The 12,057-nt window shown below is 72.5% G+C and carries 13 protein-coding genes and 1 pseudogene; 4 read left to right on the forward strand and 10 right to left on the reverse strand.

Annotated elements, in window-relative coordinates; translation table 11 throughout:
* Positions 1-7: 7 nt before the first annotated feature.
* The 6 genes and pseudogenes from C1703_RS05290 to C1703_RS40275 form a co-directional block, all read right to left on the reverse strand.
* On the reverse strand, positions 8-1,594 hold the full coding sequence (locus tag C1703_RS05290; RefSeq protein WP_198678094.1) for an ABC transporter substrate-binding protein: 1,587 nt from the start codon (positions 1,592-1,594) through the stop codon (positions 8-10).
* A 197-nt stretch (positions 1,595-1,791) separates the two neighbouring features.
* Positions 1,792-2,550 (reverse strand): SDR family oxidoreductase, encoded by a 759-nt coding sequence (locus C1703_RS05295; RefSeq protein ID WP_114250792.1) that lies wholly within the window; start codon positions 2,548-2,550, stop codon positions 1,792-1,794.
* Between the two features lie 12 nt (positions 2,551-2,562).
* The gene (gene fabG / locus C1703_RS05300; RefSeq protein ID WP_114250793.1) at positions 2,563-3,324 is read right to left on the reverse strand and encodes a 3-oxoacyl-ACP reductase FabG; all 762 of its coding nucleotides are present in this window, start codon (positions 3,322-3,324) and stop codon (positions 2,563-2,565) included.
* A 234-nt stretch (positions 3,325-3,558) separates the two neighbouring features.
* Positions 3,559-3,972: a DUF3037 domain-containing protein gene (locus tag C1703_RS05305; RefSeq protein WP_114250794.1), complete on the reverse strand. Its 414-nt coding sequence runs from the start codon at positions 3,970-3,972 to the stop codon at positions 3,559-3,561.
* Positions 3,969-4,724 carry a HipA family kinase gene (locus C1703_RS05310; protein ID WP_114250795.1) on the reverse strand — a complete coding sequence of 252 codons (756 nt, stop codon included), beginning with the start codon at positions 4,722-4,724 and terminating at the stop codon, positions 3,969-3,971. Before C1703_RS05310 ends, C1703_RS05305 begins: the two co-directional genes overlap by 4 nt.
* Before the next feature lie 76 nt (positions 4,725-4,800).
* Positions 4,801-4,917, reverse strand: a pseudogene (locus C1703_RS40275) (site-specific integrase); the annotation flags it as partial.
* A 172-nt stretch (positions 4,918-5,089) separates the two neighbouring features.
* Here C1703_RS40275 and C1703_RS05315 point away from each other — a divergent pair.
* Entirely contained in the window at positions 5,090-5,578 is a 489-nt protein-coding gene (locus C1703_RS05315; RefSeq protein ID WP_114250796.1) for a Rieske (2Fe-2S) protein, read from the forward strand.
* Here the strand turns inward: C1703_RS05315 and C1703_RS05320 are convergent.
* On the reverse strand, positions 5,565-6,215 hold the full coding sequence (locus C1703_RS05320; RefSeq protein ID WP_114250797.1) for a cysteine hydrolase: 651 nt from the start codon (positions 6,213-6,215) through the stop codon (positions 5,565-5,567). The genes C1703_RS05315 and C1703_RS05320 overlap by 14 nt on opposite strands.
* Positions 6,216-6,350: 135 nt before the next feature.
* On the opposite strand from C1703_RS05320, the gene C1703_RS05325 reads away from it, so the two are divergent.
* Entirely contained in the window at positions 6,351-6,821 is a 471-nt protein-coding gene (locus C1703_RS05325; RefSeq protein ID WP_114250798.1) for a pyridoxamine 5'-phosphate oxidase family protein, read from the forward strand.
* 164 nt (positions 6,822-6,985) lie between these two features.
* On the opposite strand, the gene C1703_RS05330 is transcribed toward C1703_RS05325, so the two are convergent.
* Positions 6,986-7,888, reverse strand: a complete 903-nt coding sequence (locus tag C1703_RS05330) for a LysR family transcriptional regulator (protein WP_114250799.1) — start codon at positions 7,886-7,888, stop codon at positions 6,986-6,988.
* 75 nt (positions 7,889-7,963) lie between these two features.
* Between C1703_RS05330 and C1703_RS05335 the strand changes: the two genes are divergently transcribed.
* Positions 7,964-8,917 (forward strand): DMT family transporter, encoded by a 954-nt coding sequence (locus C1703_RS05335; RefSeq protein WP_114250800.1) that lies wholly within the window; start codon positions 7,964-7,966, stop codon positions 8,915-8,917.
* Here C1703_RS05335 and C1703_RS05340 read toward each other — a convergent pair.
* Positions 8,908-10,239: an aminotransferase class I/II-fold pyridoxal phosphate-dependent enzyme gene (locus C1703_RS05340; RefSeq protein WP_114250801.1), complete on the reverse strand. Its 1,332-nt coding sequence runs from the start codon at positions 10,237-10,239 to the stop codon at positions 8,908-8,910. The genes C1703_RS05335 and C1703_RS05340 overlap by 10 nt on opposite strands.
* A gap of 35 nt (positions 10,240-10,274) precedes the next feature.
* Here C1703_RS05340 and C1703_RS05345 point away from each other — a divergent pair, with 35 nt between their 5' ends.
* Positions 10,275-10,958: a pyridoxamine 5'-phosphate oxidase family protein gene (locus tag C1703_RS05345; protein ID WP_114250802.1), complete on the forward strand. Its 684-nt coding sequence runs from the start codon at positions 10,275-10,277 to the stop codon at positions 10,956-10,958.
* A gap of 32 nt (positions 10,959-10,990) precedes the next feature.
* On the opposite strand, the gene C1703_RS05350 is transcribed toward C1703_RS05345, so the two are convergent.
* Positions 10,991-11,983, reverse strand: coding sequence for an EamA family transporter (locus C1703_RS05350; RefSeq protein WP_232840414.1), 993 nt, complete (start codon positions 11,981-11,983; stop codon positions 10,991-10,993).
* Positions 11,984-12,057 lie beyond the last annotated feature (74 nt).

Below are 12,057 nucleotides of genomic sequence, written 5' to 3' on the forward strand. Positions count from 1 at the left end.
CCGCCGCCTACCAGGCCGTCTTGCGGTGCAGCTCCCACATCATCATGATCGTCGACGGGTCCAGGGCCCGCTCGGCGCCCGAGACGTCCCGGCTGGCCGCCACGTACTGCCGGCCCTGCCACAGCGGCAGCAGCCGCGCGTCGTCCACGAGGATCCGCTGGGCCTCCTCGAACTCCTTCTCCACGCTCGCGCGGTCGCTCTCCCGGCGCGACCGGGGCAGCAGCTCGCCGGTGATCTCGGGGGCCGGGTACGGCGTACCGAGGGCGTTCTGCTCACCGACGAACGGCGCGATGAAGTTCTCGGCGTCCGGGAAGTCGGGGAACCAGCCACGCCCGAACACCGGGTACTCGCCCTTCTGGTAGCCCTCCACGTAGGTCTTCCAGGGGCGGCTCTTGAGGCTGATCGTGAACAGGCCGGAGTCCTCCAGCTGGCGCTCCAGCTCCTTGAACTCCGCGGCGGTCTCGGAGCCGTAGCGGTCGCTCGTGTACCAGAAGGTGAGCGGGACCTTCTGGTTGATGCCCGCTTGCGTGAGGATCTTGCGGGCCTTGCCGACGTCCGGGTCGCCGTAGTCGTCGAAGAAGCCCGTGGTGTGGCCGGTGAGGCCCTTGGGGACCATGGAGTACAGCGGGTCGACGGTGTCCTTGTAGACCTTGTGGGCGATCGCCGCCCGGTCGACGACCTGCGCGATGGCCTGGCGCACGGCCTTCTTGCTGGCCCAGGAGTCCTTCGGGTTGAACACCAGGTAGTTGATGTCGGTGCCGGTGCCCTCGACGAGCTGGATCTCCTCCTCCTTGGAGGTCTTGCTCTGGAGGTCGACGACGTCGCCGGCGGCCAGACCGCGGTAGGTGACGTCGATCCGCTGGTCGCGCAGGGCCTTGACCATGGCGGCCGAGTCCTGGAAGTAGCGGACGGTCACCGCGTCGTTCCGGCGCTCCGCGAAGCCCTTGTAGGAGTCGTTGCGGACGAGGACGGCCTCCTTGCCCTCGTCGTAGGAGTCGAGCGTGTACGGCCCGGAGCCGACGACGTCCTCGCCCTCGCGCAGGGAGCCCTCCGGGTAGGCCTGCGGGGAGACGATGGACATGGCGGGTGTGGCGAGCACGAACGGGAACGTGGCGTCGGGCTTGTTGAGGTGGAAGATCACCTCGCGGTCGTTCGGCGCCTGGACGCGTTCGAGGCTGCCCAGCAGACCGGCGGGGCCACCGTTGACGTTGATCTTGCGGATCCGGTCGAACGAGTACTTGACGGCCCGGGCGTCGAGCGCGTCGCCGTTGGAGAACTTCAGGCCCTCGCGCAGTTCGCAGCGGTAGACCTGGTTCGAGGAGTCGCTGAAGCCGCAACTCTCGGCGGCGTCCGGCTGGGGCTCGGTCGCGCCCGTCGGATAGCTCAGGAGCGTCTGGTAGATGTTGCGGAACAGCTCCCAGGAGCTGTCCCAGGAGGCGGCAGGGTCGAGCGTGCTGGGGGCACTGGTGGTGCCGACGACGATCGGCCCATCGTCCTCCGGGGTGTCGGACGACAGCACTCCGCACCCGCCTACCAGGGACGATATGGACGCGATGGCCGCCACCCGCCGCAGGCATCGGTTCCGGTTGAACACGCGCACGCTCCTCGATCTGCCATACCAAGGGTCGGCAGACCATACCGCAGTGCTGTGGCCGCTGGCCCTCCCTCGGACATGACTCCTTGATCGATAAACCTTTGACTACGTTGTCATCGCCCTTTGCGCTGTCTTTACGCCGACACGGGCGCCCCTCACGTCGAGGAGCGCCCGTGTCACGTGGGCGTACGCCGGTGTCAGCCGGTGCCGGCGTTGAGGAAGATGCCGCCGTCCACGACGAGCGTCTGGCCGGTGACCCAGTCGGACTGCTCGGAGGTGAGGAACGCGGCCGCGCCGCCGATGTCGGAGGGCACGCCGAGCCGGCCGAGCGGGTAGGCCGCGGCGGCCTCCTCCTCCCGGCCCTCGTACAGGGCCTGGGCGAACTTGGTCTTCACGACGGCCGGGGCGATCGCGTTGACCCGCACCTTGGGCGCGAACTCGTGGGCGAGCTGCACCGTCAGGTTGATCATCGCCGCCTTGCTGACGCCGTACGCGCCGATGAACGGCGAGGGCGAGAGGCCGGCGACGGAGGCGATGTTGACGATCGCGCCGCCGTTGTCCTTCTGCCAGGCGTGCCAGGTCTTCTGGGCGAAGCCGAGCGCCGAGACGACGTTGGTCTCGAAGACCTTGCGGGCGACGTTCAGGTCGAGGTCGGCGATCGGCCCGAACACCGGGTTGGTGCCGGCGTTGTTGACCAGGAAGTCGATGCGGCCGAAGGCCTCCATCGCGCGCTCGACGGCGACGGCCTGGTGGGCCTCGTCGTGCGCCTTGCCCGCCACGTAGACGGCGCGGTCGGCGCCGAGCTGCTCGACGGCCTCCTTGAGGGCGTCCTCGTTGCGGCCGGTGATGACGACCCGGTCGCCGCGTGCGATCAGCGCCTCGGCGACGCCGTAGCCGATGCCGCGGCTGGCGCCCGTGACGAGGGCGACCTTGCCGGAGAGTTCCACGGAAGTCATGTTCTTCGTCCCTTAGTCGAGCGGTCCGCCGGCCACGTACAGCACCTGGCCGGAGACGAACCCGGCCGCCTCGCCCGTGAAGAAGGCGATGGCGTTGGCGATGTCCTCCGGCTCGCCGACGCGCGCCACCGGGATCTGCGTGGCGGCGGCGGCCTTGAAGTCCTCGAAGCCCATGCCGACGCGCTCGGCGGTGGCCTTGGTCATCTCGGTCGCGATGAAGCCGGGGGCGACGGCGTTGGCGGTGACGCCGAACTTGCCGAGCTCCTTGGCGAGGGTCTTGGTGAAGCCCTGCAGGCCCGCCTTGGCGGCCGAGTAGTTGACCTGGCCGCGGTTGCCCAGCGCCGAGGACGACGAGAGGTTGACGATCCGGCCGAAGCCCGCGTCCACCATGTGCTTCTGGCAGGCCTTGGACATCAGGAAGGCGCCGCGCAGGTGCACGTTCATGACGGTGTCCCAGTCGGAGACGCTCATCTTGAACAGCAGGTTGTCGCGCAGCACGCCGGCGTTGTTGACCAGGATCGTCGGCGCGCCGAGCTCCTCGACGATCCGCGCGACGGCCGCCTCGACCTGCGCCTCGTCGGAGACGTCGCAGCCGACCGCGACGGCCTTGCCACCGGCGGCGGTGATCTTCTCGACGGTGTCCTTGCAGGCGGCTTCGTCGAGGTCGAGCACGGCGACCGCGCGGCCCTCGGCGGCCAGTCGTACGGCGGTGGCGGCGCCGATGCCGCGCGCGGCACCGGTGACGACGGCGACCCGCTGCTCAGTGGTGGACATGGCTGCTTCTCCTCAGGTGAGCGACCGCTTAGTACCTTCCGTGGGTGTGACGCTAGAAGCCCTGGCACGCGGTGTCAACGGCCGGGCGCGGCATGTGATCCATTACCCGGCCCGACCTGCCCGGCGAGGTGCTCCGGAACACCCGAACGGCCCAGGACCGCAGGCCGCCGCCTGCCCCGCCGCCCTGCCGCCGGAGCGCGAGCCACTCGTGGCCGGAACGCTGCCCGTGATCGGTTACCGCACCAGCAGGTCCAGCAACCGCTCCGTCTCCGCCGCCGGATCCGTGGTCAGGCCCGTGTGGACGGGTCCGGGCTGGACGATCGTGGAGCGGGGGGCGACCAGCCAGCGGAAGCGGCGGCCGGGGTCGTCGGCCGCGGCCTGGCCGGCCGCGGTGCCGCCCGCGCAGAGCCTCTCCACGGCGTCCAGTGCGGCCCGGACACCGGCCACGTCCGCCCGGGGGTCGAGGGCCAGCAGGCGTGCCTCGTCCAGGTGGGTGCGCGCGCCGACGTAGGGCTCGGCGCGGCAGTAGAGGAGCACCCCGGCGTTGATGCACTCGCCGCGCTCGACGCGCGGGACCACGCGCAGGACGGCGTACTCGTAGATCTGGCGGTCCCGGGGCCCGCCCTTGATGATGTGCCGGTCGCTCACTTGATCCCCTGGATGCGGTCGTGGATGACGGCGGCCCGGGCGAGCAGCGGCCCCGCGTAGGCCCGCCTGAGGTCGTCCGGTGTGTCGAAGCCGGGCTCGTCGGTCAGCCAGGCGTCGGGGATCCGGGCGGTGACCTCCGCGAGGAGCCGCTCGGTGATGCGGGGTGCCAACTCGGCCGCCGCGGAGTCGATGTCGGGTGCGAAGGGCGCCAGCGCGTGGTCGGAGGCGTCGTAGGGGCGGGCCGCCGAGGCCTCGGCGCCGGGCCAGTTGTGGTGCCAGATCATGGTCGCGCCGTGGTCGACGAGCCACAGCTCGCCCCGCCACATCAGCAGGTTGGGGTTGCGCCAGGACCGGTCGACGTTGTTGACCAGCGCGTCGAACCAGACGATCCGCCCGGCCTCCTGCGGGCTCACCCGGAAGGCCAGCGGGTCGAAGCCGAGCGCGCCGGAGAGGAAGTCCATGCCGAGGTTGGTGCCGCCGCTGGACCTGAGCAGGCCCTGGACCTGCTCGTCGGGCTCGCCGAGTCCCAGCTCCGCGTCGAGCCGGACCGTGACCAGCCGCGGCGCGCGCAGTCCGAGCCGGCGGGCCAGTTCCCCGCAGACCACCTCGGCGACGAGCGTCTTGCGGCCCTGTCCCGCGCCGGTGAACTTCAGGACGTACGTGCCGAAGTCGTCGGCCTCGACCAGCCCCGGCAGCGAACCGCCCTCACGCAAGGGCGTGATGTAGCGGGTCGCGGTGACCTCTTTCAACATTTTCCCAGGCCACCCGTTTCTTCAGCCTTGCGATCCACGACCAACTTCGGAGGGGCGCAGCAGCGAGGAACGCCCGTCAACAGCTCCCGGCCTCCGGCATGAAGTGAGCATAGTAACCAAGGGTGATCACCGGCGAGGAGCGCCCGAGCCACCGCGCGAAGGTCACGACGGACTCTCCGGCCTCCATCTGGAGATGCACGCCGTAGCGAACTCGTCTTCCCGGCCCGGAACCCGACAGCGAACCGACAGCTCCGTTTTACCCACGGCGCTCGGCGAACGGGTCAGGATTTCGACGTTGTCTGAACAGCCGGTCCCGAAGGACCGTACCTCTGCGCAGATCACGAATCCCCGGAAGGAACGTCAGCATGACCAGCGAATCAGTTCAGCCGGTGTCGGGACCGAACCGCCGTGCCGTCGTGGCGGCGGTCGGCGCGGCGGGGCTCTCCGTGGCGCTGACGGCGTGCGGCTCGGACGACAAGGCGTCCGACTCGTCCACCGAACAGGGCGCCGGGGGCGGCGGCGCGACGAACTCCGAGGGCGGCTCGTCCGCCGGGGCGGGAGCCGGTGGCGCGGCGCTCGCGAAGACCGCCGACATCCCCGAGGGCAGCGGCAAGATCTTCAAGGACGAGAAGGTCGTCGTCTCCCAGCCGGCCGCGGGCGACTTCAAGGCCTTCTCGACGATCTGCACCCACCAGAACTGCCCCATGGTGGACCTCAAGGACGACATCATCTCCTGCACCTGCCACGGCAGTCAGTTCTCCGTGCTCGACGGCAGCGTCAAGAAGGGCCCCGCGGTCAAGCCGCTGGAGGCGAAGCAGGTGACCGTGAAGGGCGACTCCATCACGCTCGCCTGACCCCGCCCCGACGCCCCAGAGACGCCAGCACCTCGTCCGTGGTCGCGACCGTGGCGACCAACGCGAGGGTGTGGCGGATCATCGCGGGGGTGTAGTCCGAGGGCACCCCCGCGATGGCGTCGGCCGGGACGACGACCGTGTAGCCGCGGTTCACCGCGTCGAACACGGCGTTGGGTATCGCCACGTTGGCCGAGACGCCGGTGACGATCAGCGTGCGGCAGCCCAGGTTGCGCAGCAGCGGGTCGAGGTCGGTGCCCTGGAGGGGCGACAGGCCGTGCAGGCGCCGTACGACGAGGTCCTCCTCCGTGACCTCGATCGGGGCGGCCACGCGCACCGCCGGCGTGCCGGTCAGCTGCTGGACGGGCAGGCGGGCGGCGGCGCGGAAGAGACGGGCGTTGCGGCTGGAACCGCGGCCGTCGGGCCGGCGCTCGGCGACGGCGTGCACGACCTGGACACCGCACGCGTGGGCGGCGGCCACCAGGCGGGCCACGTGGGCGAGCATGCCGCTGGAGCGGGCCGCTTCGGCGAGCTCGGGCAGCGCGCCGCCCTCCCCGACGACACCCTCCTGGCATTCGACGGTGAGCAGCACGGTGGTGTCCGGATCGAGGAGTGCGCTGAGCTCTTCGTACGAGGGCACGACTTCCCCCTGTCGCCGGCGGCCGGGCGGCGAGCGTAGCCACCGTTGCGCACGGACGGAAGAGAAACCATTCTTTTCTGACGTGATGTCAGAGGATCTCCTCTGACACGACGTGGGAGAAGAAAGAGGGGGAGCATGACCGTCACGCAGCAGCGCCGGGGCCGGAAGATCATGATGACGCCGGGCGAGCTGGACGATTTCCTGACCACGCAGCGCACCTGCCGGGTCGCCACGGTCTCGGCGGGCGGCGCGCCGCACGTGAGCACGCTGTGGTTCGCCTGGGACGGCACCTCGATGTGGCTGTACTCGGTCGTGCGCAGCAAGCGGTGGACCGACCTGCGGCGCGACCCGCGGGTGGCGATCGTGGTCGACACGGGCGAGGAGTACGACGAGCTGCGGGGTGCCGAGCTGTCGGGCACCGTCGAGTTCGTGGGCGAGATCCCGCGCACGGGCGAGCTGCGCGCCGAACTCGACGTGCCGGAGACGCTGTTCGCCCGGAAGAACTTCGGCCTGGAGGAGATGCCGCACGACGGCCGGCACGCCTGGATCCGGCTGACCCCGGAGAAGATCGTCTCCTGGGACTTCCGCAAGCTGGGGGCGCGGTAGGGCCTTCGGACAGTACGCGGCCCTCGTCCGACCGCCCGGGCACGGGCAGCAGACCGCCAAGAGGCGCCGGCGGCCCCCAACCGCCAGGACGCAGACAGCCTCCCGCGCCGGAGCCCCGGGGGGGCGGCCGTCAGTGGTCGGGGCGCCGGCTCGCCCGGGCGGGCTCAGCCGACGTTCTCCCCCGCTGCCCGGAGGGCCTTCACCGCGGCGCGGATCGACGGGCGGCGGTCGGCGTCCGCGCGCCAGACGACGTAGACGTGCCGCCGTACCCGCTGTTTGAGCGGGACGGTCACGACTCCGGCCGGCACGGGATGGCGGCCGAGCAGCGGGGCGACGCACACCCCGAGGCCCGCGGCGACCAGCGCGAGCTGCGTGTGGTTCTCCGCGGCGCGGTGGCCGACGATCGGCTCGACGCCCTTGGAGCGGAGCGTGAACATGAGCCACTCGTGGCAGAACTCGCCCTCGCCCCAGGTGATCCACTCGTCCTCGGCGAACTCCGTGAGGTCCACTTCGTCGCGCCCGGCCAGCCGGTGGTCCACCGGCATGGCGACCTCGGCCGGGTCGTCGAGGATCGACGCCTTGACCAGGCCGTCGGGCAGGGCCATCGGCTTGTTGTACCAGTCGAGCACCACGGCGAGGTCGAGGTCACCGCGTACGACCCCGGCGATGCCGTGCTCCGGTTCCAGCTCGCAGGAGCGCAGCCGGAGCGCGGGGTGCGCCGCGCGCAGGGCGGCCAGCGCGTGCGGGAACAGCCCGCGGGCGGCCGTCGGGAACGCCGACAGTCTCAGCTCGCCGACGACCTGCCCGCGCTGCGCCTCCAGGTCCGACTGGGCCAGTTCGACCTGGGACAGGATGCGCGCGGCGTGCTCGGCGAGCAGCCGCCCGGCGTCGGTGAGCCGCACGCCCCGGCCGTTCTTGGCGAGGAGCTGCTGGCCGACCTCCCGTTCCAGCTTGGACAGCTGCTGCGAGACGGCGGAGGTCGTGATGTGCAGACCCTCGGCGGCGCCGCTGACCGAGCCGTGCCGGGCGAGGGCGTCGAGGGTGCGCAGGCGCTCCAGATTCAACATGTAAGCAATGCTACGCAATACCGAGCGCGAAATCTCGATTGTGCTACGAGGTTCCCCTCCAGCATCGTGACGTCCATGAGCACCGCCACCACCGCCTCCAGGTGGATCACCGCCGCCTCGCCCGACCGCCCCCGGCCCCGCCTCGACTGGCGGCTCCGGTTCGCCGCCCTCTCGCTGATCTGGGGCTTCAGCTTCCTGCTCATCAAGGTGGGCACCGAGGGCTACGCGCCCTTCCAAGTCACCCTCGGCCGCCTGGTGTTCGGCACCGCCGTGCTGGCCGCCGCGATGGCGGTGCGCCGTGAGCGACTGCCGCGCGGGGCGCGCACCTGGGCCCATCTGACGGTCGCCGCGTTCCTGCTCAACGCCCTGCCGTTCTCGCTGTTCGCCTACGCCGAGCTGACCATCCCGTCCACGCTGGCGGGCATCTGCAACGCGACCTCGCCGCTGTGGGGCATGGCGCTGTCCCTGGTCGCCCTGTCGGAGGACCGTCCGACCCGGGTGCGGGTCGCCGGGCTCGGACTGGGCTTCCTCGGAGTGCTCACGGTGCTGGGCGCCTGGCAGGGCTTCCACGGCCTGGACGCCACGGGCACGGCACTGGCCCTGCTCGCCTCCCTCAGCTACCCGATCGGCTGGATCTACGTCCGCCGCACTCTGGCCGGCACCGGCCGTTCGCACCTGTCGATGACCGGCGCGCAACTGCTGCTCGCCACGGTCCAACTGGCCGTCGTCACCCCGCTGTTCACGACGCTGCCCACCCGCGTGTCCGTCGTGCCGCTGCTGGCGATCGCCGCCCTGGGCGCCCTGGGCACGGGCCTCGCCGTGCTGCTCCAGTACGGCCTGGTCGCCGAAGTCGGCCCGACGACCGCGCAGATGGTCACGTACTTCATCCCCGTCATCGCCACGGCCGCGGGCGTCGCACTCCTCGGCGAGTCGCTCACCTGGTCGACACCGGTCGGCGCGGCGATCGTGCTGACGGGGGCGGCGCTCACGCAGGCGCGGCCGAAGCCCCGGCGGACGCCTCAGCCGTAACTCCGCGCCGGGGCCGGGCCGAGGGCCGAGGCGATCGCCTCGGCCAGCGCCTCGGTCTCGCCCTCGGTGAGCGTCGAGACGGTGACGCGGATGCCGGGCGGCGCGCTCACGCGGAAGCGGGCGCCGGGGGCGACGGCCCACCCGGCGTGCAGCAGCCGGGCGACGGCACCGGTCTCGTCCGGCACGGGCACCCAGACGTTCATGCCGCTGCGCCCGTACGCCGCCACACCGCGCCGGCCGAGCGCGGCGATCAGCGCGCCCCGGCGCCGCCCGTACGCCGCCGCCACCTCGGCCGTGTCGACCGCGCCGTCGGCCCACAGCCGCACTAGGGCCCGCTGCGTCAGCAGGCTCACCCAGCCGGGCCCGAGCCGCTGCCGGCCGCGGACCCGGTCGACGGTGATCGCGTCGCCCGTGAGCAGGGCGAGGCGCAGATCGGGCCCGTAGGCCTTGGCGGCCGACCGGACGAAGGCCCAGTGCCGGGTCGCCCCGGCCAGCGGGTGGAGCGGCACGTCGACGATGCCGTGGCCGTGGTCGTCCTCGATCAGCAGGGTCTCCGGGTGCTCCCGGAGCACGGACCGCAGGGCACGCGCGCGGGCGGCGCTCACCGCGGCGCCGGTGGGGTTCTGCGCCCGGTCGGTCACGATCAGGGCACGCGCCCCGGCCCCCAGCGCCCGGCGCACGTCCTCGGCGGACGGGCCCTCGTCGTCGACGCCGACGGGGGCGGTCCGCAGTCCGAGCGCGGCCACGAGGTCCAGGGTGGAACCCCAGCCGGGGTCCTCCACGGCGACGGTGTCGCCGGGCTTGAGATGGGCCGCCAGCACCCGCTCGACGCCGTCGAGCGCCCCGGAGACCACGGCGAGCGGCCCGTCCGGCACCCCGTCGGCGTCGAGGCCGGCGCGGGCGGTCCGGGCCAGTTCCGGCTCCACGGGGGTGTCCCCGTACATCACGGGCGCCCGGTCGCCCTCGGCGGCGGCCGCCGCGAACGCGCCCGCGAGCGGCGGCAGCAGCGCCGGGTCCGGATTGCCGGTCGCCACGTCCCGCACGCCCTCGGGGACGTCCACCCGGATGTGGTCCCGCCCGGTCGTGGCCGGCGCCGGCCGTACCCGGCTGCCGCGCCGGCCCGCGGTCTCGATGACCCCGCGCTCGCGCAGGGTCCGGTACGCGGCCGCGACCGTGTTCGGGTTCACTCCCAGCCGCTCCGCCAACTCCCGCATGGGCGGCAGCAGCTGACCCGGGCGCAGCTCACCGGCACCCACCGCCCGCTCGACGCTCGCGGAAATGTCCGCAGCACGGCGCCCACTGATCGGATACTCTCCTAGCACAAAGCAGATTATGCACTAGTGCAATGGAGATCGCCATGCAGGGGAGCACGCGGACGCCGTCGCAGCCCGCCGCCTACACACCGACCGACCGCACCGTCCCCACGCGCTCGCCGGGCCGGGCCTCGTACGACAGGGAGCTGGTGCACGCGATACTCGACGAGGCCTACGTCTGCCACCTCGGCTTCGTCCGCGACGGCGCGCCGGTGGTGCTGCCCACGCTGTACGCCCGGGTCGGCGAGCGGCTCTACGTGCACGGCTCGACGGGCTCGCGCCCGCTGCGGGCGGCCGGCCAGGCCGACCCGGGCCTGCCGGTCTGCCTGACCGTCACGCACGTCGACGGTCTGGTCCTGGCCCGGTCGGCCTTCCACCACTCGATCAACTACCGCTCGGTGGTGGTGCACGGGGTCGCCCGTGACGTCACGGACCCCGAGGAGAAGCGGCGGGCCCTGGACGCGCTGGTCGACCACGTCGTACCGGGCCGCGCCGCCGACTCCCGGCCGGCCAACAAGAAGGAGCTGGCCGCCACGGCCGTGATCCGCCTGGACCTGGACGAGGTCTCCGCCAAGCTCCGCACCGGCGGCGTGAACGACGAGCCCGAGGACCTCGCCCTCCCCCACTGGGCAGGAGTCGTCCCGGTCCGGAAGACCTACGGCACCCCGATCCCCGACCCCGCCCTGGCCGAGGACACGGCACTTCCCGACTACCTCCGGGGCAGCTAGGCCATAGGGGCTACCTGCCCCGGAGGTAGCCCCTAGGGGCGCGGGGAACTGCGCGACCAGCCGGTGACGGCCTGCGGACGCCGCCGGACGAGCACCACCCGCCCGCCGGGCGTCCGCGCCTCCCCTACGGCGAGTCCCGCCACCGATCCCAGCAACAACAAGGTTCCGGCGACCGTCGCCACCGTCAGCCGCTCGCCGAGCAGCACAACGGCCAGCACCGCCGCACTCACCGGTTCCAGCAGCATGATCACCGAGACGGTGGCGGACCGTACGACGGCCGCGCCCGCGAAGTAGAGGCCGTAGGCGAGGGCCGTGGGCACGGCGGCGACGTACGCCAGCAGGACCAGCAGCCGCACGGGCTCGACGGTGTGCGGCACCAGCCCCTCCGCCAGCGCGAGCGGCAGCAGGCACAGGCTCGTGACGGCGAACGCCTCGACGGTCGTGCGGGAGGCGTCGGCCGTACCGTCGCGCCCCCAGCGCCGGGTGAGCAGCGTCATCACGCTGTACCCGGCCGCGGACAGCAGCGCCAGCAGCACGCCCCCGGGGCGTACCGTCGTTCCCCCGCCGCCGAGGACGAGGACCGCGAGGCCGGCGAGGGCGCCCACGACCGCGGCCACGCCGCCCCGGCCCAGGCGTTCGGCCAGCGTCAGTCGCGCGCCGAGCGCGATGAGCACGGGCCCGGCGCCCAGCGTGACGACGGTGGCCACGGCGAGTCCGGTGGCGGAGACGGCCGCGAAGTAGGCCGTCTGGAAGACGGCGAGGCCGATCCCGGTGACGCCGGCCCGCAGCGCCCTGCGGCGCAGCGGCTCGCGGACGGGACTGCCGGCGCGTGGCCGGAGCAGGCGCACGGCGAGCAGCAGGACCAGGCCGGCGGCGCAGCGCCAGAAGGAGAGGGCGATCGGCCCCATGTCACTGGCCCGGTAGACCAGGGAGGCCGCCGCGCCCGCGGTGCCCCAGGCGGCACCGGCGACGATCAGATAGAGGAGGCCTCGCCCGAGGGGCAGGCCGGAGGCAGTGTTCGACACGTGTTCTCTCCGCAGACGCGCACGGCGAACCGCGCCCGAGGGGCGTTCGCGGGTGCGCGGAAGTTCGGGAAGGG

The sequence above is a fragment of the Streptomyces sp. Go-475 genome, from assembly GCF_003330845.1.
Classification (GTDB): domain Bacteria; phylum Actinomycetota; class Actinomycetes; order Streptomycetales; family Streptomycetaceae; genus Streptomyces.

Bases quoted from the DNA above. Each gene is read 5' to 3' on its own strand.
- C1703_RS05295 (WP_114250792.1), bottom strand. From the start codon at position 2,550: ATGACTTCCGTGGAACTCTCCGGCAAGGTCGCCCTCGTCACGGGCGCC.
- fabG (WP_114250793.1), bottom strand. From the start codon at position 3,324: ATGTCCACCACTGAGCAGCGGGTCGCCGTCGTCACCGGTGCCGCGCGC.
- C1703_RS05310 (WP_114250795.1), bottom strand. From the start codon at position 4,724: ATGTTGAAAGAGGTCACCGCGACCCGCTACATCACGCCCTTGCGTGAG.
- C1703_RS05315 (WP_114250796.1), top strand. From the start codon at position 5,090: ATGACCAGCGAATCAGTTCAGCCGGTGTCGGGACCGAACCGCCGTGCC.
- C1703_RS05325 (WP_114250798.1), top strand. From the start codon at position 6,351: ATGACCGTCACGCAGCAGCGCCGGGGCCGGAAGATCATGATGACGCCG.
- C1703_RS05330 (WP_114250799.1), bottom strand. From the start codon at position 7,888: ATGTTGAATCTGGAGCGCCTGCGCACCCTCGACGCCCTCGCCCGGCAC.
- C1703_RS05335 (WP_114250800.1), top strand. From the start codon at position 7,964: ATGAGCACCGCCACCACCGCCTCCAGGTGGATCACCGCCGCCTCGCCC.
- C1703_RS05345 (WP_114250802.1), top strand. From the start codon at position 10,275: ATGCAGGGGAGCACGCGGACGCCGTCGCAGCCCGCCGCCTACACACCG.